Annotated in this window: 16 protein-coding genes and 1 pseudogene; 12 read left to right on the forward strand and 5 right to left on the reverse strand. The window is 74.2% G+C overall.

The annotated features are described in order from the left end of the window. The first annotated feature begins 493 nt into the window (after positions 1-493). From ACFZCF_RS30465 to ACFZCF_RS30475, 3 genes and pseudogenes are all read left to right on the forward strand, one after another. Positions 494-1,441 (forward strand): hypothetical protein, encoded by a 948-nt coding sequence (locus tag ACFZCF_RS30465; protein WP_391290252.1) that lies wholly within the window; start codon positions 494-496, stop codon positions 1,439-1,441. A 263-nt stretch (positions 1,442-1,704) separates the two neighbouring features. After that, a pseudogene (locus tag ACFZCF_RS30470) lies at positions 1,705-2,093 on the forward strand (aldehyde dehydrogenase family protein); the annotation flags it as partial. A gap of 292 nt (positions 2,094-2,385) precedes the next feature. Further along, a complete protein-coding gene (locus ACFZCF_RS30475) occupies positions 2,386-3,951 on the forward strand; it encodes an amino acid permease (protein WP_391290254.1) in 1,566 nt (521 codons plus the stop codon). Positions 3,952-4,043: 92 nt separating this feature from the next. Here the strand turns inward: ACFZCF_RS30475 and ACFZCF_RS30480 are convergent, their stop codons facing one another. Both ACFZCF_RS30480 and ACFZCF_RS30485 read right to left on the reverse strand, forming a co-directional pair. After that, positions 4,044-4,259 (reverse strand): hypothetical protein, encoded by a 216-nt coding sequence (locus ACFZCF_RS30480; RefSeq protein WP_388449646.1) that lies wholly within the window; start codon positions 4,257-4,259, stop codon positions 4,044-4,046. Positions 4,260-4,432: 173 nt separating this feature from the next. Then, the gene (locus tag ACFZCF_RS30485) at positions 4,433-5,200 is read right to left on the reverse strand and encodes a GNAT family N-acetyltransferase (RefSeq protein ID WP_391290257.1); all 768 of its coding nucleotides are present in this window, start codon (positions 5,198-5,200) and stop codon (positions 4,433-4,435) included. 299 nt (positions 5,201-5,499) lie between these two features. Between ACFZCF_RS30485 and ACFZCF_RS30490 the strand changes: the two genes are divergently transcribed. The 3 genes from ACFZCF_RS30490 (at position 5,500) to ACFZCF_RS30500 (ending at position 10,254) form a co-directional block, all read left to right on the forward strand. After that, positions 5,500-6,333 (forward strand): TIGR03619 family F420-dependent LLM class oxidoreductase, encoded by an 834-nt coding sequence (locus ACFZCF_RS30490; RefSeq protein ID WP_391290259.1) that lies wholly within the window; start codon positions 5,500-5,502, stop codon positions 6,331-6,333. Between the two features lie 53 nt (positions 6,334-6,386). Further along, on the forward strand, positions 6,387-9,017 hold the full coding sequence (locus ACFZCF_RS30495; RefSeq protein WP_391290261.1) for a bifunctional FO biosynthesis protein CofGH: 2,631 nt from the start codon (positions 6,387-6,389) through the stop codon (positions 9,015-9,017). Positions 9,018-9,159: 142 nt separating this feature from the next. Continuing rightward, the gene (locus ACFZCF_RS30500) at positions 9,160-10,254 is read left to right on the forward strand and encodes an ADP-ribosylglycohydrolase family protein (RefSeq protein WP_391290263.1); all 1,095 of its coding nucleotides are present in this window, start codon (positions 9,160-9,162) and stop codon (positions 10,252-10,254) included. Positions 10,255-10,377: 123 nt separating this feature from the next. On the opposite strand, the gene ACFZCF_RS30505 is transcribed toward ACFZCF_RS30500, so the two are convergent. The 3 genes from ACFZCF_RS30505 to ACFZCF_RS30515 all read right to left on the reverse strand — a co-directional run bounded on the left by ACFZCF_RS30505 (position 10,378) and on the right by ACFZCF_RS30515 (position 12,649). Beyond that, the gene (locus ACFZCF_RS30505) at positions 10,378-10,578 is read right to left on the reverse strand and encodes a DUF397 domain-containing protein (protein ID WP_031013475.1); all 201 of its coding nucleotides are present in this window, start codon (positions 10,576-10,578) and stop codon (positions 10,378-10,380) included. Between the two features lie 289 nt (positions 10,579-10,867). Further along, positions 10,868-11,728 (reverse strand): helix-turn-helix domain-containing protein, encoded by an 861-nt coding sequence (locus ACFZCF_RS30510; RefSeq protein ID WP_388449641.1) that lies wholly within the window; start codon positions 11,726-11,728, stop codon positions 10,868-10,870. Positions 11,729-11,950: 222 nt separating this feature from the next. After that, positions 11,951-12,649: a GPP34 family phosphoprotein gene (locus tag ACFZCF_RS30515; protein WP_388449640.1), complete on the reverse strand. Its 699-nt coding sequence runs from the start codon at positions 12,647-12,649 to the stop codon at positions 11,951-11,953. A gap of 306 nt (positions 12,650-12,955) precedes the next feature. Here ACFZCF_RS30515 and ACFZCF_RS30520 point away from each other — a divergent pair, with 306 nt between their 5' ends. From ACFZCF_RS30520 to ACFZCF_RS30545, 6 genes are all read left to right on the forward strand, one after another. Beyond that, complete coding sequence (locus ACFZCF_RS30520) at positions 12,956-15,247, forward strand: serine hydrolase (RefSeq protein ID WP_391290266.1); 2,292 nt, start codon at positions 12,956-12,958, stop codon at positions 15,245-15,247. Between the two features lie 139 nt (positions 15,248-15,386). Beyond that, positions 15,387-17,378: an MFS transporter gene (locus tag ACFZCF_RS30525; RefSeq protein WP_391290268.1), complete on the forward strand. Its 1,992-nt coding sequence runs from the start codon at positions 15,387-15,389 to the stop codon at positions 17,376-17,378. 122 nt (positions 17,379-17,500) lie between these two features. Further along, positions 17,501-18,244, forward strand: a complete 744-nt coding sequence (gene lepB, locus ACFZCF_RS30530) for a signal peptidase I (protein WP_388449637.1) — start codon at positions 17,501-17,503, stop codon at positions 18,242-18,244. An 88-nt stretch (positions 18,245-18,332) separates the two neighbouring features. After that, positions 18,333-19,124 carry a sensor histidine kinase gene (locus ACFZCF_RS30535; RefSeq protein ID WP_388449636.1) on the forward strand — a complete coding sequence of 264 codons (792 nt, stop codon included), beginning with the start codon at positions 18,333-18,335 and terminating at the stop codon, positions 19,122-19,124. Next, a complete protein-coding gene (locus tag ACFZCF_RS30540; RefSeq protein ID WP_388449635.1) occupies positions 19,121-19,798 on the forward strand; it encodes a response regulator in 678 nt (225 codons plus the stop codon). The genes ACFZCF_RS30535 and ACFZCF_RS30540 overlap by 4 nt, the downstream gene beginning before the upstream one ends. Positions 19,799-19,862: 64 nt before the next feature. Then, positions 19,863-21,086: an MFS transporter gene (locus tag ACFZCF_RS30545; protein WP_388449634.1), complete on the forward strand. Its 1,224-nt coding sequence runs from the start codon at positions 19,863-19,865 to the stop codon at positions 21,084-21,086. Positions 21,087-21,147: the final 61 nt, after the last annotated feature.

Here is a 21,147-nt window from a genome sequence, read left to right on the forward strand (position 1 = left end):
TCGGCCGACTGTCTCCCCGTCCTCGGCGCCCGGCACGCCACCGATCCCCGAACGGCCCGCCCTTCCCCCCGTCGTACCGACCGTCCCGGTCCTGACGACCCTCCGGGCCGAATCCGGGCCCGCTCCCGGCGTCGCCGAGGCCGGAGCCGTCTCCGGCGCCGGGTCCGCTCCCGGCCTCGGGTCCCCTTCCGACACCGGGTCCGTTCCCGACTCCGGGTCTGTTCCCGGACCCGTGCCCACGTCCGCGCCCCGGTCCGCGGCCGCATCCGCGTCCGCGTCCGCGCCGGACCGCGGGTCCACATCCCACCCCACGCCCGACCCCGCCCGCCGGGAGCGGCGGGAGGGTCCCTCCGCTCAGGAGCCCCCTGCCTCTCCGGAGCCCTCGGCCGAACCGGAGCACCTCGCCGCGTCGGAGCCGCGGGTCGCTGCGCAGCCGCTGACGGCTTCGGAGGCCAAGGCCGCTTCGGAGCCGCCGACCGCCTCGGAGGCGCGGGTGGCCTCGGAGGTACGGGCCGACGCGGACGCGCGGGCGGCTTCGGCCGCGGGGGCCGAGGCGGACGCGCCGGACCAGGACGGTTCCGGCGACGAGGCCGTCCACACGCTCCTGCGGACGGCGGCGACCGAGCGCCCGGTGGAGGAGGTCGCCGCGCTGGTGGCCCGGCTCCAGGAGACCGGTGAGCTCTCCAGCCCCGCGGACGTGGCGCTCCGCGCCGCCGCCGTCACCCGCCCCCTGGAGGAGGTGCGCCAGCTGCTCGCGCTGCTCAACGCCTCGGGGTACGACCTCCAGCAGGCCGAGACCACGCTGCGCGCCGCGGCGGTGGGCCGGCCGATCGAGGACGTGGTCCAGCTCGTCGGCATCCTCGGCGCCGACAGCAGCGACTGGCAGCCCTCGCCGGGCGGGGACCCCTCGGCGCGGCCGGGCGGGCCCGGCCGGGGGGACCCCGTGGCCACCGTCGACCAGCCGCAATCCGCCCAGGGTGCCACCGGGCGGAAGTCGGTTCTGGACGGCGCCCTGGCCGTGGGCCCCGGCAGCCACGGCGTGTCGCCCGGGCTGCGGTCGGCGCTGCGCTGGCCCGCGGCGGTCGCGCTGGCCGTCTGCGGACTCGTCCACCTGCCGACGGACCTCGCGGGCCTGCGTTCGGGCGGTGACGCCCAGACGCTCTCCGTGGTCGTCAGCGTGCTGTCCCTGGTGTGTGCCGTGTGGCTCGCCTCTCGGGACACGCTGACCGCCTGGGCCGCCTCCGCCGGTCTCGCCGTCGTCGTCATCGTGCTCCACGGGGTCGAGAGCGCCCGCGCCGTCGACCTGCTGGGACCGAGCCTCGGTACGACGTACGCCTGGGCGAGGGCGCTGGCACTGCTGAGCGCCATGGCCGTCGTCTTCCTCGCGGGTTCGGCGCTGGTGCGCCACGCGAAGGCGGCGGCCGCGGCGGACGGCACCTGACGCGCCGGCCCCCGAACACCGCTCCCCCCGCCCGGGCAGCCCCCGCTGCCCGGGCGGGCCCGCGTGCGAGCGCGCCACAACCGCCCCCACCTCCGGCCGTTGCCCCCCGCCTCGGGCCGTCCCCCACTTCCGGCCCCCCGCCTGGGGCCGTCTCCCCGCCTGGGGCCGTCTCCGCGCCTCGGGCCGTTTCCCGCCTGGGGCCGTCCCCCGCCTCGGGCCGTCTCCCCGCCTCCAGCCGTTGCCCCGGTCTCCGGCCGCCCCCCATCGTCACGGGCGGCGAGCGCCCGGACCTCGCCCGGGGCTTCTACGTCGCCCCGACGCTGCTCGCCGACTGCACCCGCGAGATGCGGGTCGTCCGGGAGGAGATCTTCGGTCCCATCGTCGTGGTCGTCCCCTTCGACGACGAGGAGGAGAGATCGAGCTCGCCGGCGACAGCGACTACGGCCTGATCGACTACGTGTGGTCCGGCGACGTCGCCCGCGCCTTCCGGGTCGCGGCGCGGCTGCGGACCGGCGGGGTCGGGATCAACACCGTCGCCCGGAACATGGAGGCGCCGTTCGGCGGCTTCAGGAAGAGCGGGGTCGGACGGGACGTCGGGTCCTACGCCCTGCACGCCTACAGCGAGACGCAGGCCCTCGTCCGGCCGGGCTGACCGGTCGGTACAAAGGCCGGAAGCCAGTCCTCCCAAGGGTTCCGGCCCTCCGGCGGTCGCCCGGGAAAATTCCTCGGGAAAATTTGGAAACGGACATTTCGGCCTTCGCTGCGGTTCCCGCATATCGGACGGCCGGCGGCCGACCTACCAGTTGGTCGGTGCACCTGGTTGGTCGATCTTTCAATCATTGGCGAGGGCCCCGTTCCGCCCTCGCAATGCAAGGTGATGATCGATCAACTGAGCGGAGTTCGAGCCTCCGGATAAGGAAACCGCAGCACTTAACGTCCTGTTCATGACTCAGGTGGAAGCACGGCCCCAGGCCGGAGACACGGTAAGGGGCGCCACCGCCCCGGGAGACGCCGGTGGCGTCCGCAAGAAGGGCCTCGGCGGAAATTCCGTCGGCCTCTTCGGCAATGCCGTCATCGGCATCTCCACCGTCGCCCCGGTGTACTGCCTGACCTCCACGCTCGGCTCCACCGCCGGCGAGGTCGGCCTCCAGATGCCCGCCGTGTTCCTCGCGGGCTTCCTCCCGATGCTCCTCGTCGCCTTCGCGTACCGGGAGCTCAACCGGGCCATGCCCGACTGCGGCACCTCCTTCACCTGGACCGTGAAGGCCTTCGGCCCGAAGATCGGCTGGATGTGCGGCTGGGGCCTGGTGATCGCCACGATCATCGTGCTCTCCAACCTGGCCGGCGTCGCCACCTCGTACTTCTGGCTCCTCGCCGGCGAGATCACCGGCAACGGCTCGATCGCCGCCCTGGACGACAACAAGGCCGTCCACATCCTCACCTGCCTCGCCCTCATCGCCGCCGCCACCGCGATCAGCTACCGCGGCATGACGGCCACCAAGGGCGTCCAGTACACCCTCGTCGTCCTCCAGCTCGTCGTCCTCGCCGTCTTCGTCGCCCTCGCCCTCTCCAAGGCGGGCTCCTTCGAGACCTCGGTCGACTTCTCCTGGTCCTGGATGAACCCCTTCGCCGTCCAGTCCTTCGCCGCCTTCACCGCCGGTCTCTCCCTCTCGATCTTCATGTACTGGGGCTGGGACACCTGCATGGCCTCCAACGAGGAGACCGTCGGCAGCGACAAGACCCCCGGCCGCGCCGCGCTCATCGCGATGGTCGTCCTGGTCGGTTCCTACCTCGCCACCGGCATCGCCGCGCAGATGGCCGTCGGCTCCGGCGAGGAGGGCCTCGGCCTCGCCAACCCGGACACCTCCGACAACGTCTTCGCCGCCCTCGCCGGCCCCGTCATGGGCCCCGTCCTCGGCGTCCTGCTCTTCGTCGCCGTCCTGGCCTCCGCCGCCGCGAGCCTCCAGACCACCTTCATCCCGGTCGCCCGCACGGTCCTCGCCATGTCCACGTACGAGGCGCTGCCGAAGTCCTTCACCAAGGTCCACCCGGTCTTCAAGACCCCCGGCAAGGCCACCGTCGTCGCCGGCGTCGCCACCGGCGTCTTCTACACGGTGATGACCCTGGTCAGCGAGCACGTCCTGGTCGACACCATCTACGCGCTCGGCCTCATGATCTGCTTCTACTACGGCATCACGGCCTTCGCCTGCGTCTGGTACTTCCGCGCCGACCTCTTCCGCTCGGCCCGCGACCTCACCTTCAAGGGCCTCATGCCGGCCCTCGGCGGCCTCATGCTCACCGCGGTCTTCGGCAAGACCCTCTACGACATGTGGGACCCGGCCTACGGCTCCGGCTCCGCGGTCTTCGGCGTCGGCTCCGTCTTCGTCATCGCGGTCGGCCTCCTCGTCCTCGGCGCCGTCATCATGCTGTGGATGCAGCGCCGCAGCCCCGCCTTCTTCCGCGGCGAGGTCCTGACGAAGGAGACCCCGTCCCTGGTGGTCCCCGACTGACCGACGCGCCACACACCTGAGTCACCGAGAACGCGAAGGCGGCGGGCCCGTGGGGGGTCCCGCCGCCTTCGTCCGTCCGTCGTCGGCCGGGGCTACCTCCGTCCGGGCAGCAGCTTCTCCACGGCCTGGTTGGCCTCGGGGAGGTCGGCGGCCTGGGGCGGCAGGGGCTTCGGGTTCAGGACGCCGCTGAGGGGGACGACGGAGGGCAGGTTCATGCCGCCGGTGTCGGCGGCGGCGGAACCCGCGGAGGCGAGGCCGCCGGTGGCGGCGAAGGCGGTCAGGGCGGCCGCGGTGAGGAGCTTCTTCATGCCCGCTCCAACGCGGGGCGGGTGCGGGCGGTTACGACCCCGCTCCTCCGACGCGGCGGGGAAGACCGTGCGGCCCGCATGCCGCTGCGAGCGGGAGGGGTCCGTGCGGGAGGCGGAGGACGGGGCGGACGTCCTTCCGGTCCGGGCGCCGACGGCTCTCCCGTCCGCGGCGTCTACGGCGCCTCCGGGGCCTCCGCGATGAGGGCGGTGGCGACCGTGCGGAAGCCGAGGCGGGCGTAGAGGCGCTCGACGTCCGCGTCCGAGGCCGTCAGGAAGACCAGCTCGGCGCCCGCCGCGCGGGCCCGCCGCACCAGCTCGGCGGTCACCGCGAGGCCGAGGCCCCGGCGGCGGGCCTCCGGGCGGGTGCCCACGCCGACGACCTCCGCCACGTCCCCGACCGGCTGGACCTGGCCGCCCGCCAGCGCCTCCCCGCCCGCCGCGTCGAAGGCGGCGGCGAGGACGGTCAGGCCGGCCGCGATCCGGGCGGCGACGCGCTCCGCGTCACCGGGGCCCGGCGTCGCGCCGAAGGCCGCGTACGGGGCGGCGACGGCGGCCGCGAGGTCCGGGTCGTCCGCGCCGAGCGTCCGCACGGCCGCGCCCCCCGGCTCCGGCACGGGCAGCGGCGCGCCGTCCAGGACCATCAGCGGGTGCTCGTGCACGACGAGGCCGCTCGCCTCGACGGCGGCCCGCAGCCCCGGCGTCGTCTCCGCCACCCACTCGAACGCCTCCGGCAGCCCCAGCTCGCGCTGCCGGGCCCGCACCCGCTCCACGTCCGCCACCGCCACCCCGCCCCGGTGCCCGAGGGTCGGCCGGGCGTAGAACGGCCATCCGTCGTCGCCCTCCCGCACGAAGAAGGTCAGCGGGCCGAAGTCCTCCGCGCGGGCGGAGGAGCGGGGCACGGCGTCGTAGTACGTCTCGATTCGCGTCAGCACGCGGGCCATCCAAGCAGGCCGGCCGCCGCGGCACCCGCGGATTTCCCCGCCCCGGGCCGGGAGCGGGCCGACGGCGCGGACGCCTCCGTTCCCCGACCCCGCGATGCCGTAACGCGAGGCCGCGCCCCCGGGGCGGACGTGTCCCTTCTTCGCCCCCGTGCCGTAACGGGTATCCCCGCCCCGACCCCGCGCGGGCCCACGGTGCCGACGCGTCCCTTCCCCGCCCCCCCGGCGCACGGGTCGCGGCGCGCCGCCCGCCGCGCGCCGTACCCCTCGGAAACCCGCGTCGCACCCCCTACCGTGCGGTCATGCGGATCTCGACCACGATCTTCCTGACCGACGAGACCATCTCCCCCGTGCGGCTCGCCCGCGAGCTGGAGGCGCGCGGGTTCGACGGGCTGTACCTGCCCGAGCACACCCACCTCCCCGTCTCCCGGGACACCGCGCACCCGGCCGGCGGCGAGGCCGCCCGGGAGTACGGGCGAACGCTGGACCCCTACGTCGCGCTCGCGCAGGCCGCCGCCGTCACCGGGCGGCTCGCGCTGGGCACCGGCATCTCGCTGCTCGCGCAGCACGACCCGATCGCGCTCGCCAAGCGGATCGCGACGCTCGACCACCTCTCGGACGGCCGCTTCACGCTCGGCGTCGGTTACGGCTGGAACCGCGAGGAGGCCGCCGACCACGGCGTCGCCTGGGCCACCCGCCGGGACCTCGTGCACGACCGGCTCGCCCTGATGCGTGCCCTGTGGGCTCCGGAACCGACCGCGTACGAGGGCCGGTTCGGGTACTCCGTGCGCGCCTCGGAGGCCTGGCCGAAGCCCGCCGGCGGGGCGCCGCGCGTCCTCCTCGGCGGCGCGGCGGGCCCGAGGCTGTTCGCCGCGGTCGCCGCGCGGGCCGACGGCTGGATGCCGGTCGGCGGACGCGGCCTCACCGAGCACCTGCCGGTGCTGCGCCGGGCCTGGGAGGAGGCGGGGCGCGACCCGGAGGCCCTCCAGGTCGTCCCGTACGCCGTCCTGCCGAACCCCGGCAAGCTCGCCCACTACGCGGACCTCGGCTGCGCCGAGACCGTCCTCCAGCTGCCGCCGGCGGGGGAGGACGAGGTGCTGCGGGTCCTCGACGCGTACGCGCGGTACGTGCGGTGACGAGCTGCGGGGACCCGTCCTCCGCGCCCCGTCGCCGCTCGTATGCTCGGTGCATGACGGACCACCAGACCGGCCGGGAGGCCGACCAGCGGGCCGAGGGCGCGACGGCGCCCCCGACGCGGAACGCGATGCGACGGGCCCTGCGGCGGGCGCGGGACGGGGTCGCCCTCGACGTCGGCGAGGCCGCGGTGCTGCTGCGGGCACGCGGCGAGGACCTGGACGAGCTGGTGGCGGTCGCCGGGCGGGTGCGGGACGCCGGACTGGAGGCGGCGGGGCGGCCGGGGGTGATCACGTACTCGAAGAGCGTGTTCATACCGCTGACCCGACTGTGCCGGGACAAGTGCCACTACTGCACCTTCGTCACCGTGCCGGGGAAGCTGCGGCGCGAGGGGCACGGGATGTTCCTGTCGCCGGACGAGGTCCTGGACATCGCCCGGCGCGGCGCCGCCCTCGGCTGCAAGGAAGCGCTGATCACGCTCGGCGACAAGCCGGAGGACCGGTGGCCCGAGGCGCGGGAGTGGCTGGACGCGCACGGCTACGACGACACCCTCGCGTACGTGCGGGCCATGTCGGTGCGGATCCTGGAGGAGACCGGGCTCCTCCCGCACCTGAACCCGGGCGTGATGTCGTGGACGGACTTCCAGCGGCTCAAGCCGGTCGCCCCGTCGATGGGGATGATGCTGGAGACGACCGCCACCCGGCTGTGGTCCGAGCCCGGCGGCCCGCACCACGGCTCCCCGGACAAGGAACCGGCCGTGCGGCTGCGGGTCCTGGAGGACGCAGGACGCTCCTCCGTGCCCTTCACCTCCGGGCTGCTCCTCGGGATCGGGGAGACGTACGAGGAGCGGGCCGAGTCGCTGTTCGCGCTGCGCCGGATCGCGCGGGCCTACCACGGCATCCAGGAACTCATCATCCAGAACTTCCGCGCCAAGCCGGACACGGCGATGCGCGCGGCACCCGACGCCGAACTCGACGACCTGGTGGCCGCCGTGGCCGTCGCCCGGCTCATCATGGGCCCGTCCGCCTGCCTCCAGGCGCCGCCGAACCTCGTGGACGCGGAGTACGCGCGGCTGATCGCGGCCGGCATCGACGACTGGGGCGGGGTCTCCCCGCTCACCATCGACCACGTCAACCCCGAGCGCCCCTGGCCGCGGATCGACGAACTCGCCGCCCACTCCCGGGCGGCCGGCTTCGAGCTGCGCGAACGGCTCTGCGTGTACCCGGAGTTCGTACGGCGCGGCGAGCCGTGGCTGGATCCGCGGATCGTGCCGCACGTGCGGGCCCTCGCCGATCCGGAGACCGGTCTCGCCGACCCCGACGCGGTCGTCCGCGGCCTGCCGTGGCAGGAGCCGGACGAGTCCTTCACCGCCTCCGGTCGCACCGACCTGCACGCGACGATCGACACCGAGGGCCGCACGGGCGACCGGCGCGACGACTTCGACGAGGTGTACGGCGACTGGGAGGCGCTGCGGGAGGCCGCCGCGCCCGGCCTCGTGCCCGACGCCGTCCCCGAGCGGATCGACGCCGACGTCCGCGAGGCGCTCGCCGTCGCCGCCGACGACCCGACGAGGCTCACCGACGCGCAGGCCCTCGCCCTCTTCCACGCCGACGGGCCGGCGCTCGACGCGCTGTGCGCGGTCGCGGACGACCTGCGGAAGTCGGTGGTCGGCGACGAGGTGACGTACGTCGTCACCCGGAACATCAACTTCACCAACGTCTGCTACACCGGCTGCCGCTTCTGCGCCTTCGCCCAGCGCCGCACCGACGCCGACGCGTACACCCTCTCCCTCGACCAGGTCGCCGACCGCGCGCAGCAGGCGTGGGAGGTCGGCGCGGTGGAGGTGTGCATGCAGGGCGGCATCCACCCGGACCTGCCCGGCACCGCGTACTTCGACATCGCCCGGGCCGTGAAGGAACGCGTCCCCGGCATGCACGTGCACGCCTTCTCCCCGATGGAGGTCGTCAACGGCGCCACCCGCACCGGCCTGTCGATCCGCGAGTGGCTGGCGGCGGCGAAGGAGGCCGGGCTCGACTCGATCCCCGGCACGGCCGCCGAGATCCTCGACGACGAGGTCCGCTGGGTGCTGACCAAGGGCAAGCTGCCCACCGCCACCTGGATCGAGGTGATCACCACCGCGCACGAGCTGGGGCTGCGCTCGTCCTCGACGATGATGTACGGGCACGTGGACCAGCCCCGCCACTGGCTCGGACACCTCCGCACCCTCGCCTCCGTCCAGCAGCGGACGGGCGGGTTCACGGAGTTCGTCACCCTTCCCTTCATCCACACCAACGCGCCCGTGTACCTCGCGGGCATCGCCCGCCCCGGTCCGACGGTCCGGGACAACCGCGCGGTGACGGCGATGGCCCGCCTGCTCCTCCACCCCCACATCCCGAACATCCAGACCAGCTGGGTGAAGCTGGGCGCGGAGGGCGCGGCGGAGATGCTGCGCTCCGGCGCGAACGACCTCGGCGGGACGCTCATGGAGGAGACGATCTCCCGCATGGCCGGGTCGAGCTACGGCTCGTACCGGTCGATCCGCGACCTGGAGGCGATCGCGGAGGCGGCCGGCCGCCCGTCACGGCCGCGCACCACCCTGTACGGGCGGGTGCCCGCCGAGCGGCAGGCCGCCGCCCGTGCCTCGGACGGCCACCTGCCGGAACTGCTGCCGGTGATCGACGGCTGAACTGTGGTCAAAAGCGGACTGAAGGGCGTCCGCTCACATAAGGAAACGACCCCCGGGCGGGCACATCCGGTCGATTAGAGTGCTGCGCAGACCGGTGTCAGAACGGCGAGAGAGCAGGACCTCGGACGGGGGAGGGCACGTCGTGACCACCACTGCCGCGGCCGTGTGGGGCCGCACCGAACAGCAGGACTTCCGTGCGCGCGTCCGCGGCTGTCTGCTCGGCGCGGCCGTCGGCGACGCGCTCGGGGCCGGCGTCCACGGACGGACGCTGGAGGAGATCCGTACGGCGCACGGCGACGCGGGTCTCGTCGAACCCCCCGACGGCACCCTGCCCGTGACCGCCGCCACCCAGATGAGCCTCTTCACCGTCGACGGCCTCATCCGCGCCCACGTCCGCCGCGACGGCGGCGTCTGGCACCCGCCGAGCGAGATCCACCGCGCCCATCTGCGCTGGGCCGCCACCCAACGCGACTGGGGCCCCGACGAACGCCGCCACGACAACGGCTGGCTCGGCCGCCAGGAGTGGCTGTACGCCCGCCGCGACGCGCCCCGCGCCTGCCTCACCGGCCTCGGCGACGAACGCCTCGGCACGCCCGACCGGCCCAAGAACCCCGACGCGGGCGACTCCGGGACCCTCGCCCGCTCCGCGGCCATCGGCCTGCTCGTCGGCTGGGAGCCGCAGCTCGTCTGCCAGCTGGCCGTCGAGTGCGCCGCCCAGACGCACGGCGCGCCCGCCGCGACGCTCGCGGCCGGCGCGCTCGCCGTCGCCGTCCACGGCGTGGCCCGCGGCGCCTCCGTCGACGCCGCCGTCGGTACGGCCCTGGGCCTACTGGCCGCGCGCCCCGGCCACGAGCCGGTGACGGAGGCGCTGACGCGCGCGCTGGCGGCGGTCCGCGAGGGCGTCCCCGACGCGGCGCGCGTCACGGCGCTCGGGGCGGACGAGGACCGGGCGGAGGGGCAGCTCGCGGCGGCCGTCTACTGCGCGCTCGTCGGCGAGGACGTCCGGCACGGGCTGCGGCTGGCGGTCAACCACGACGGGCCGTCCGCGGTCACCGGGGCGGTGGCGGGGGCGTTGCTGGGGGCGCAGCACGGCGAGACGGCGTTGCCGCCGGCGTGGTTGGCGGCGGTGGAGGGGCGCGGGACGATCCTCGAACTCGCCGACGACTTCGCCATGGAGCTCACCCAGGCCCCCACCCTCCACACCCCCACCTGGCACACCCGCTACCCCACGCCGTGACCCCGTCGCCGCCGGCGTGCGCCCACGCGCGCGTCCCGGCCCGGACATGAGCGTGCCCCCTCGGCCAGGACGGCGGACCGGACGAGAGGGCGCTCTGCGGTACTGCGGGCGGTGCTGCGGGACTCAGAGGGCCCCGTCGCTCACCTGGCCGACGAAGGCGTTCCACGAGCCCGGTCCGAAAGAGAGGGACGGACCCTCGGGGGCCTTGGAGTCGCGGACGGCGATCGCGGCGACGACCGGGGACTTCACCTCGACGCAGGCGCCGTTGCCGCCGGAGTAGGAGGACTTGGTCCAGTTGTCGGTGGCACCCTGGATGATGGCCATGATGTGCTCAGCTCCGGTTCTGCCCGAAGGGCGTGAGAGTCGGTGCCGGCGTGATCTCCACCGGCCTGATCGACGCTACTCGCCGGTCCCCAGCGGCGGGACCGGCGTTCACACGACCGGGTGGCATATTCCAACTGGTCTTCCGTCGGACCGAGTCGGGGGTGTACCGTGCCTGCCCCCCGTGGTCTGACCCTCCCGGGCCCGCGGGACGCGCCGGAGGGGACGGATCCGCCGGCGCCCCGACGGTCGTTTCCGGCCTGCCCGTGCCCGCGCCCCTGCCGTGACCGGCTCAGGCCTCCGCGTACTGCTTCGCGATCCCGGCGACGAACTCCCGCGTCTGCTCCACGCCCAGCGCCTGCGCCCGCAGGTGCTCGTACATGAAGCTGTACTTCGCCACGTCCGGCCCCTTCTCCAGGTACAGGTCGCTGGTCACGCCCTCGATGTAGACGACGCTGGAGTCGGAGGCGTCCGGGAACTCCAGGATCGAGTACTGGCCGCTGATGCCGGGGTGCGCGCCCGTGTCGAAGGGCAGCACCTGCACGGTCACGTGCGGCAGGTGCGACTGCTCGACAAGGTGCTCCAACTGCTCGGCCATCACCTGCCGGTTGCCGACGACCCGGCGCAGCGCGGCCTCGTCGATGACCGCCCACAGCCGCAGCGGGCGCTCCTCGTCGCGGACCCGCTCCTGGCGGCGGGTGCGGACGGTGGCGCGCTTCTCGATGTCGGCCGCCGTCGATTCGGGCAGCGCGCCGGAGATGACGGCGGTGGCGTACGCGCGGGTCTGCAGCAGGCCGGGGATGATCTGCGGTTCGTAGACGCGCAGGCTCTGGGCGTCCGTCTCCAGGCCGATGTAGACGCTGTAGGGGATGTCGCCGAAGGCGTGCCACCAGCCCTGCTGCCGCGAGTCCTTGGCCATCTGCATGAGGGAGTTGACCATCGCCTCGTCCTCGACCTCGTACACCCCGCACAGGTCGCGCACGTCGCGCTGGCTGATGGAGCGACGGCCGTTCTCGAGCCGGCTGATCTTGGACTGGGAGACGAGGAGGCGCTCGGCGACCTGCTCGGCCGTCATGCCCTTGCCCTCGCGGAGCTTGCGCAGCTCCTGCCCCAATCGGCGTCGCCTGACGGTGGGGTTGACACTGGACGCCACGGAAACTGCACCTCCGGCTGCTGTCTGCGATGCGTAGCTGTGAGTATCTACTGCTTGGCAGACTGCCACCAAAGGTGCCGGGTGCGCTGGGAAAACCCGACAACCCGGGGCCGGGGACGCCGATGTGCGGGACGCCCGGAGGCGCCCCGCACACCTGGTGCGGCTCCCGGAAAGGGTCGTGGTGCGGCGGTGCGGTGTGGTGCCCCGGGCCGTGCGCCCGCCTCAGTGGACGGCGGCGCGGGCCATGGGGCCGCGCGGCTGGGCGGGTACGCCCTGGCCGCTCCGGCGCGGCTGTGCCGCCGCGCCGTTCTGGACGTCCATCACGGCGTGCGCGACGAGACCGCCCATGGGGTCGTGCCGGATCAGGTCGCGCAGCCGGGACCGCGACGACCGTCCTTCGTTGCCGGGGTACAGGTGCTTGCCGAGACCGACCGCGTGGGCCAGTGCGGCGAGCGCCGCGGTCCGCGGGTCCGGGGGTACCCCGGTGCGGATCGCACTGTCCAGCCGGGCCTTGATCTCCCGGCTGATCGCCGTGTCCGTCGCCTGGTAGCGAGTCGTCGGCAGCACCCCGCACATCTGGCCCTCCACGGCATGCACCATGCCGCATCGCTCCAGATGCGAGAGATACGTCTGGCGGAGCCCCAGTCGGGGCCCGCCGATCCAGTGGACGGCCCGGACCGGACTGCCGCGCCTGCGCAGCAGTTCCAGTGCGGAGTCCAGAGTCGGATCTCCGGTCGGCCGTGGCATCACCACGGCGATACGATCCCCGTCAGGGGCTATCCGTCCTGCCAGGGCCAGCTCTACTAGCTGTGCTCCGGCCAGGCCCAGATCGAGCGACTGCGGCTGCGCTGTGGTACCCGTGGTCGGGTCCAGAGCGAGCAGCAGAAGCTCCTCCGGAAGTGTTCTGCGGCTCCTGCCCATCCATGCCTCCCCGCGTGGATGAATGACAGGGTGACCCCTCTCACATTCATCTGTCGAGAGTGCCTGTGCGGTTCGTCCGGGAACCGGCAGGTATGTCGTTCTCGTCTAGCACGGGGGCCAAGGGGTTCACACAGGACACTGGTAGACGGTTCGGACGTACGCATGACGCATGGAGGAGGCACGGTGGCGGGCGAGTCCCCCGACAGGGCGGAGCAGCAGGGGTCGTCGGAGGGGAGGACGCCGTCGGGGTCGTCGACGGTTGCCTCCTCGGATTCCCCGGCGTCCGCGGGGTCCGCGCCGACGCCGGTGGACCAGCCGACGGCGGTCTTCAAGACCGTGGCGCCGCGCGTCCCGGAGGACGACGCGGAGCCGGCGGAGCCGTCCGGCCCGGCTGAGGAATCGATTCCGGAGTCCGGCGGGGCCGCCGCGCCCGGGGGCGACCGCCTGAAGCAGGCCGTCGCGGCGTGGGTCGCCACGGCGGGGAAGCCCACCGAGCCCGCCGCGCCCACCGAGCCCGCCCGCGAGACGTCCGAGCCCGCCGACGCGTCGCCCGGGACCGGTGGCGAGACGTCCGGGACCGGTGACGAGGCGTCCGCGAGGGCCGAGGAGGCCGCGTCGGCGTCCTCCGGGCCCGAGGAGCGCCCGGAGGCCCCCGGGGCGGCCGGCGAGCCCGTGGCGGCCCCTGACGCGCCCACCGGGGCGCCGAAGGCGGCGGAACCGACGTGGTTCGCCGCCACGAAGCCCGGTGAGCCGAAGACCGATGAGCCGAAGGCCGGCGAGCCGAAGACCGATGCCTCCGGAGCCGCGCCGTCGGCGTCCGAGGCGCCGAGGTCCGAGGTCCCGGCACCCGCCGGGCCGAAGTCCGACGCGGCCCCCGCCGACGCGCCGATGGCCGCCCCGTCCGACGCCCCCAAGCCCGACACTCCCAAGGCCGACGCCCCCAAGCCCGACGCTCCCAAGCCCGACGCCCCCAAGGCCGAGGTGCCCGGGCCCGCCGGGACGGAGCCCGCCGGGGCGGAGCCGGGCGTCTCCGAGGAGCCCGTCGACCAGCCCACCACCATGTTCCGGGCCGTGCGGCCGCCGGTCGTGGACCAGCCGACGACGGCGCTCAAGCTGCCGCGCGACCTGGCGGGCCCCGACTCCGACAGCGAGCGGACGAGCACCTTCGTGCCGCTGCGGCCGGACGTCCCGGCCGACCAGAAGGCGGCGAAGCCGCAGGCCGCCGCCCCCGAGCCCCGGCCGAAGGCGGAGGCCGCCGCCCCCGCGCCCGCGCTCACGGAGCCCGAGCGGACGCGGCAGCAGCCGCTGCCCCCGCTGCCCCCGCTCGATCTGCTCGCCGAGCTGACGAACACCCCGCCCCCGCCGCCGAACGCCTGGCGCACCACCCTGCGCCGGGTCAGGATCTGGACCCCGCTGGTCCTGCTCCTCCTGATCGTCTTCGCGATCGTGCAGATGGTCCGCCCGCTCCCGGCGCCCGCCCTGAAGCTCTCCGGGACGCCGACGTACACCTTCGCGGGCGGCCCCCTGAAGATGCCGTGGCCCGGCGAGGGCCAGGGCGCGGTGGAGATCGAGGGCGTCGGCTCCATGGGCACGTACGGCGCGCAGAAGCCGGCCCCCATCGCGTCCGTGACGAAGACGATGACCGCGTACGTGATCCTCCGCGACCACCCGCTCAAGGGGAACCAGAAGGGTCCGCGGATCACCGTGGACCAGAAGGCCGCCGACCAGGCGAAGGCGGCGCACGAGTCGACGGCGCCGGTGAAGAAGGGCCAGACCTACACGGAGAAGGAGCTGCTGCAGCTCCTGATGATCCCGTCCGCCAACAACGTCGCCCGGCTGCTCGCGCGCTGGGACGCGGGCTCGGAGCAGGCGTTCGTCGACAAGATGAACGCCGCCGCCAAGGAGCTGGGCATGACCCAGTCCCGGTACACCGACCCGTCCGGTCTGCTCGACTCCACCGTGTCGACGCCGCAGGACCAGCTGAAGCTGGCGAAGGCGGTCATGAAGTTCGACGTGTTCCGCGAGATCGTGGACATGCCGAACGCCACCATCGAGGGCGTCGGCTACATCGAGAACAACAACAGCCGACTGCTGCTCAAGGACGGCGTGACCGGCATCAAGACCGGCTCCTCCACCCCCGCGGGCGGCAACCTGCTCTGGTCGGCGAACACGGTCGTCGACGGCAGGACCCACCGCATCGTGGGCATCGTGATGGGCGCGCAGAACGCCGAGACGCTCAACAAGAAGCTGGAGCTGTCGCTGGACTACAGCTACGAGCTGATCAAGCAGGCGCAGGGCGACACCACCTCCGCCGCCGTCGTGAAGAAGGGCCAGGTCGTCGGATACGTCGACGACGGGCTCGGCGGGCAGACCCCCGTCGTGGCGACGAAGGAGATCAAGGCCGTCGGCTGGCCGGGCCTGAAGGTCGACCTGGAGCTGACCGACGGCGGCAAGGCCGTCCCCCACTCCGGCAAGGCCGGGGACGTCGTCGGCACGGTCTCGGTCGGCGAGGGCGCCGGCCGGATCAGCGCCCCGGTGGCGCTCCGGTCCGACCTGGTGGAGCCCGGCTTCGACAAGAAGCTGACCCGCGTGGGCTGAGCCCGCGGCCGTACGGACGACAGGGCGCCCCGGACGACCGGGGCGCCCTGCTGTTAGCGTCTTCGGGATGCCGGCCGCGCCCCCGCGAGAGGGACGACCCGCACACGACAGCACGGAAGCAGCACGGGAGAGGGCCGCAGTGACCACCGTCGAGCCGACACGCGCGGGCCGCGGCGAGGCCGCCGCGGACGGGGCCGCCACGGACCGGACCGCCACGCGTCCGGACCCCCGCCGCCGCTCTCCGCAGGACGCGGGGCCGCCCGTCGCGCAGGATGGCGGGGAGGAGGCCGCCCCGGCCTCCGGCTCCCTGCCGCCCCCTACTCCCGGTTCACCGTCGCGAATAGTGCTCCCGAACCAGCGCTCCGCCCCCGAGCGGACCCCGGCCGCCTCCGCGCCCGTCTCCCCGCCCCCGCGGCGGCGCCGCAAGCGCCGCTATCCCGTGATGGTGGCGACGGGCGTCGCCGCGCTGCTCCACGTGCTCTGGTTCTTCTGGTTCGCGAACAGCGGCGGCGACCTCGCGGCGCAGGACGCGTGGGCGGAGTTCGTCGGCCGGCACCCCGACTCGGCGTACAACCTCGCCTGGTACGGGGGCATGCACCCGGTCTCGTACAGCGTGGTGTCGCCGTACGTGATGTCGGTGCTCGGCGTCCGCTCCACGATGATGATCGCGGGGACGCTCTCCGCCGCGCTGACCGCGCTGATCCTGGTCCGGGTGCCGGCCGTCCGGAACCCGATGGCCTGCTCGCTCGCGGGCGTCTTCGCCTTCCTCTGCAACGCGCTGTCGGGCCGGGTGACCTTCGGCCTCGGCATGATGTTCGCGCTCGGCGCGGTCGCCGCCGTCTTCTGCTGGCCGCACCGCTGGCGCCGCAAACGGTGGGCGAAGGCCGCCGTCGCGGCGCCGCTCGCCGGGCTCGCGACGGCGTGCAGCCCGGTCGCGGGCCTCTTCCTCGGGGTGGTCGCGGCGGCGCTCTTCCTGAACAAGCGGAGGCCCGGCGCGTACGCCATCGGCCTCGCCCCGGTCGCGGTCGTCGCGCTCTCCTCCTGGCTCTTCCCCTTCTCCGGCACCCAGCCGATGTCCCTCGCGTCGACGTCGCTGCCGCTGCTCTTCGGGATCCTCGTCCTCGTCCTCGTGCCGCGGGACTGGCGCACCGTCCGCACGGCCGCCGCCTGCTACACCGTCGGCACGTTCCTGACCTGGCTGATCGACTCCCAGATCGGGTCGAACATCTCGCGGCTCCCGATGCTCTTCGCGGGCGTGGCGCTGCTCGCGGCGCTGCCGTACACGCGCCCGCGGTCGCGCCGCTGGTACGCGCTGGCCGTCGCCTTCCTCGGCCTGAACCTCTGGATCGGCTTCAAGGGCGTCGACGACGTCATCCGCACCCGCCCGGACGCCTCCTGGGCCTTCGAGGTGGCGCCGCTGATCAACCAGCTCCAGGTCCGGGAGGCCCGGAAGGCGCGCGTCGAGGTCGTCCCGGCGTCGAGCCACCGCGAGTCCTCGGCGCTCAGCCCGTACATCAACCTCGCGCGCGGCTGGAACCGCCAGGCGGACATGGAGCGCAACCCGCTCTTCTACGACGACACCCTCAACGCCGTGAACTACCGCGAGTGGCTCCACCGCTGGGCCGTCCGGTACGTCGTCCTCCCGACCGGCGCCCCCGACTCGGGCGCCGCCCGCGAGGCCGAGCTGGTCGGCGCGGGCCTGCCGTACCTGAACCAGGTCTGGTCCGACGCTAACTGGCGGCTGTACGAGGTCGCCGGCGCCACCCCGCTCGCCGACGCCCCGGCCCAGGTCGAGCGCGCCGCCGAGAACGAGGTCGTCCTCCACCTGGACCGCCCGGCCCGGGTGAAGATCCGCGTGCCCTACTCGCCGTGGCTGGCGCTGATGGACGAGAACGGCGGCAAGGTGGAGCCCCCGCAGGAGACCGAGGAGTCCAAGCGGGCGCGGGAGGAGTCCGAGACGGAGCTCCCGAAGGTCTTCGCCAACGAGAACGGCTGCCTGGTGAAGGCCGAGCCGGACGAGCAGGGCGACGAGTGGACGGAACTGGTCGCCCCGAAGGCGGGCACGTACCGCCTGGCCGCCCCGTACAAGCTCTTCCCGCGCGGCACGGCCTGCCCGGAGGAACTGCGCTGATCCCGCGCCGCCGGCGGGTCACCCGTAAGGAGGGCGAACCCGCCGGGGGACTGCTCCACGGCGGCCACGGGCCCTAGGGTCGACCCATGCGGCAGGAACCAACTGAATCGGGGCGGGCGGACATGACGGACAGCACGGACGTGTCGACGGAGCCGAGGCCGGCCCCGGAACCGGAGGCGGCCCCCCGGAAGGGCCGGCGCCGCACCCTCTCCCCGTGGCTGGAGTACCCCCTCCTCGCCGTGGTCGCCCTGGGCCTCGCCTTCCTGATCAAGACCTTCCTGCTCCAGGCGTTCCTGATCCCCTCGGGCTCCATGCAGAACACCCTCCAGGAGGACGACCGGGTCCTCGTCGACAAGCTCACCCCGTGGTTCGGCTCGGAACCCGACCGGGGCGAGGTGGTCGTCTTCCGCGACCCCGCCGACTGGCTCGCCGGACACGAGACGCGGCCCCCGAGCACCGTGCAGAAGGCCCTCGGCTTCGTCGGCCTGATGCCCGCGGCCGGTGAGCAGCACCTGATCAAGCGGGTCATCGGCGTCGCCGGCGACACCGTCGAGTGCACCGGCACGGGCCCGCTCCAGCTCAACGGGACGCCGCTCACGGAGCCGTACGTGTACGCCGGCAACACCCCGTGCAGCGACGACGAGGGCGGCCGCTTCAAGGTCACCGTCCCCGCCGGGCACCTCTGGGTCATGGGCGACCACCGCCAGGCCTCCCAGGACTCCCGCTACCACCAGGACGACCCGCACGGCGGCATGGTCCCCCTCGACGACGTCGTGGGCCGCGCCGTCGTCGTGGCCTGGCCGCTGACGAACTGGTCGACCCTGCCGGTCCCGGACGCCTTCACACCGGAGAACCGAGCGAGGTGATCTATTCACGCCACATGCGTTGAAGTGTTCGGTGGGATCGGGTCCAATGGTTCACCTTCACCGGTGCGAGGACCACGGAAAGTCCGTCATGACCCACCACAGCCAGCTGTACGCGATCGCGCCGCAGTCCCGGGTCGCGCTTCCCACGGCGGCGGAGCGCGCCTGGCTCGCCGGCCTCCAGAGCGCCCGTCACCTGGTCGACGCGGAGGTGCGGCGGCACGAACGCCGCAACGCGCTCCACACGTTGAGGGGCCTGCAGGTGCTGGCCCGGTTCGCGGAGGAGCGGGCGGACGCCTTCGCCGCCTCCTACGGGGTGCCGGTCGCCACGGTCGAGGCGATCACCCGCCGGATCGCCGACCCCCTGGTCCGCGCGCAGGCCGTGGGCCGGCTCATCGCCGCCGCCGAGCGCGGCGTGGACCTCCGGCTCTGTCCCGCCTCCCGGCTGCCCGACGGCCTGGAGGCGGCGGGGGAGATCGGCGCCGTCCTCGGCAACCTCGTCGACAACGCCCTGGACGCCGTCACCGGCGCCGGACGGCCGGAACCCCGCGTCGAGGTCGCGCTCCGGTACGAGCGGGGAACCGTCGACCTCTCCGTCCACGACAACGGCCCCGGTGTGGCGCCCCACCTGCGCGGCTGGGTCTTCGAGCGGGGCACCTCGACGAAACCGGCCTCGGCCGAACGCCCCCGCGGCATCGGCCTCGCGCTCGTCCGCGCCGTCGCAGAGGCGCGGGACGGATCCGTCGAGGTGCGGGCCCGGCGGGGCGGCGGCGCCGTCTTCACCGTCCGGATGCGCGCCGGCGAGCAGCACCGGGGCGCCCGCCCGAGGGCGGCGTGCCCGGGGGAGGCGGACGCGCCGGGCCGGCCGCGGGAGGGCCGGTGATCAACGTGCTCGTCGTCGACGACGACTTCTACGTGGCGAGGATCAACGCCCACTACGTGTCCGAGACGCCCGGCTTCCGGGTGGCGGGCATCGCCCACAGCGCGGCCCCGGCCCTGGCGGCCGTCGAGCGCGGCGGCATCGACCTCGTCCTGCTCGACCAGCACCTCCCCAACGAGAGCGGACTCTCCGTCACCCGCCGCCTCCGCGGCCTCGACCTGGACGTCGACGTCCTCATGGTCACCGCCGACCGCAGGCCCGAGTCGGTCCGCGCGGCCCGCCGCGCGGGCGTCGTGCACTACCTCGTCAAGCCGTTCACCCCCGAGGACCTCCGCGAACGCCTGGAGTCGTACGCCCGGACGCGCGCCGCGCTCGCCGACGCCACGGAGATGGACCAGGACGCCGTCGACCGGACCCTCGGCGGCGGCTCCCCGCCGGACGCGGTGCGTGACCTGCCCAAGGGCTTCTCCGAGCGCACCGCGGACCTCGTCTCCCGCATGGTCGAGGAGCACGGTGCCGGGCGGGAGCTCGCCGCCCAGGAGGTGTCCGAGCTGACGGGCATCAGCCGCTCGACCGCCCAGCGGTACCTGAAGCACCTCGCCGACCGCGGGCGGCTGCGGCTCACCCTCCGGTACGGCACCAGCGGCCGGCCCGAGCACCTCTACTCCCGGGCGTGAGGCGGCGGTCCGCCCGCCCTTCCGCACCGCCCCGCACCCTCCACCACGCGACAGGAAGACGACAGTGCCGATCCGCATACTCCCCGAGCCCGGCCCCACCCGGCTGCTGACGTTCATCACCATGGTGATGAGCCTGGGGCAGGGGCTGTGGATGGCCCTCAGCGCCATCTACGCGGTGACGGTCGTCGGGATGTCGCCCGGCGAGCTGGGCGTCGCCCTCGGCGTCACGGCCGTCCTCGTCCTGGTGTCCAGCATCCCGCTCGGCCACCTCGCCGACCGGGCCGGCCCGCGCACCGTGCAGCTGTGGTCGTTCCTCGCCCTGGCCCCGCTGACCGCCGCCCTGGTCGCGGCGCAGGGCTTCTGGTCGTACCTCGTCGTCACCTCCGTGCAGGGGCTCGCCTACCGGGCCGGCAACAACGCCCGCAAGGCGATGATCGCGGCCAACGTGCCCCGGGAGAAGCGGGTCCACGTCATGGCGTACATCCGGGCCGCGGTCAACGCGACCCTCGCCGTCGGCGCCTGCCTGGCCGGCCTCGTCCTCGTCTGGGACGAACGCGTCGGCTACCAGAGCGCCGTCCTCTTCACCGCCCTCTGCTTCCTGGTCACGGGACTCCTCACGCTCAAGGAGCGGCCCGTGCCCCCGGCGCCCGCCACGCCCGGCGCGGCCTTCTCGGTCCTGCGGGACACGCCGTTCCTGGCGTTCACCGTCCTCGACGGCGCCCTCGCCACCCACGCCCTGCTGCTCGACCTCGTGCTGCCCCTGTGGGTCGTCCACCACACGGACGCGCCCCGCTGGACCAGCGCGGCCCTGCTCCTGCTGAACACGGTCCTCGTGGTGGCCTTCCAGACCCGGGCCGCGCGCGGCGTCGACGGCCCGAGGTCCGCGTCCTTCGCGAGCCTCCAGGGCGCCGGCTGCGTGGCGGCCGCCTGCCTGCTCTTCGCCCTCACCGACGGCGCCGAGGTCGTCGCCGCCTGCGTGCTCCTCGCCGCCGGCGCGCTGCTGCACGCGTTCGGGGAGATCCGGCAGGCGGCGGGCAGCTGGACCATCGTCTTCGACCTGGCGCCCGACCACGCGCAGGGCCAGTACCAAGGCACGTACAAGATGGGCCAGGACATCGGCAAGATGTTCGCCCCCGCCGTCCTCGCCTGGCTGATCATCGGTCACGGCGCCGTCGGCTGGGTCGTCCTGGCCGTCGCCTACACCGTCCTCGGCGCCGTCGTCCCGGCCGTCGTCTCCCTCGGCACCCGCAGGGCAGAGGCCCCGGCGAAGGACGCCGCCACCGTCTGAGCGCGCCCCTCCCTCCACGGCGACGTGCCCCGGCCCGGGGCGCGTCGCCGTCGCCGTCGCG

The sequence above is a fragment of the Streptomyces sp. NPDC007945 genome (genome assembly GCF_042958885.1).
GTDB lineage: Bacteria > Actinomycetota > Actinomycetes > Streptomycetales > Streptomycetaceae > Streptomyces.

Excerpts from the sequence above, each read along its gene's own strand:
- ACFZCF_RS30475 (WP_391290254.1), top strand. The coding sequence starts at position 2,386 with ATGACTCAGGTGGAAGCACGGCCCCAGGCCGGAGACACGGTAAGGGGC.
- ACFZCF_RS30480 (WP_388449646.1), bottom strand. The coding sequence starts at position 4,259 with ATGAAGAAGCTCCTCACCGCGGCCGCCCTGACCGCCTTCGCCGCCACC.
- ACFZCF_RS30485 (WP_391290257.1), bottom strand. The coding sequence starts at position 5,200 with ATGGCCCGCGTGCTGACGCGAATCGAGACGTACTACGACGCCGTGCCC.
- ACFZCF_RS30490 (WP_391290259.1), top strand. The coding sequence starts at position 5,500 with ATGCGGATCTCGACCACGATCTTCCTGACCGACGAGACCATCTCCCCC.
- ACFZCF_RS30495 (WP_391290261.1), top strand. The coding sequence starts at position 6,387 with ATGACGGACCACCAGACCGGCCGGGAGGCCGACCAGCGGGCCGAGGGC.
- ACFZCF_RS30505 (WP_031013475.1), bottom strand. The coding sequence starts at position 10,578 with ATGGCCATCATCCAGGGTGCCACCGACAACTGGACCAAGTCCTCCTAC.
- ACFZCF_RS30515 (WP_388449640.1), bottom strand. The coding sequence starts at position 12,649 with ATGGGCAGGAGCCGCAGAACACTTCCGGAGGAGCTTCTGCTGCTCGCT.
- lepB (WP_388449637.1), top strand. The coding sequence starts at position 17,501 with ATGACGGACAGCACGGACGTGTCGACGGAGCCGAGGCCGGCCCCGGAA.
- ACFZCF_RS30535 (WP_388449636.1), top strand. The coding sequence starts at position 18,333 with ATGACCCACCACAGCCAGCTGTACGCGATCGCGCCGCAGTCCCGGGTC.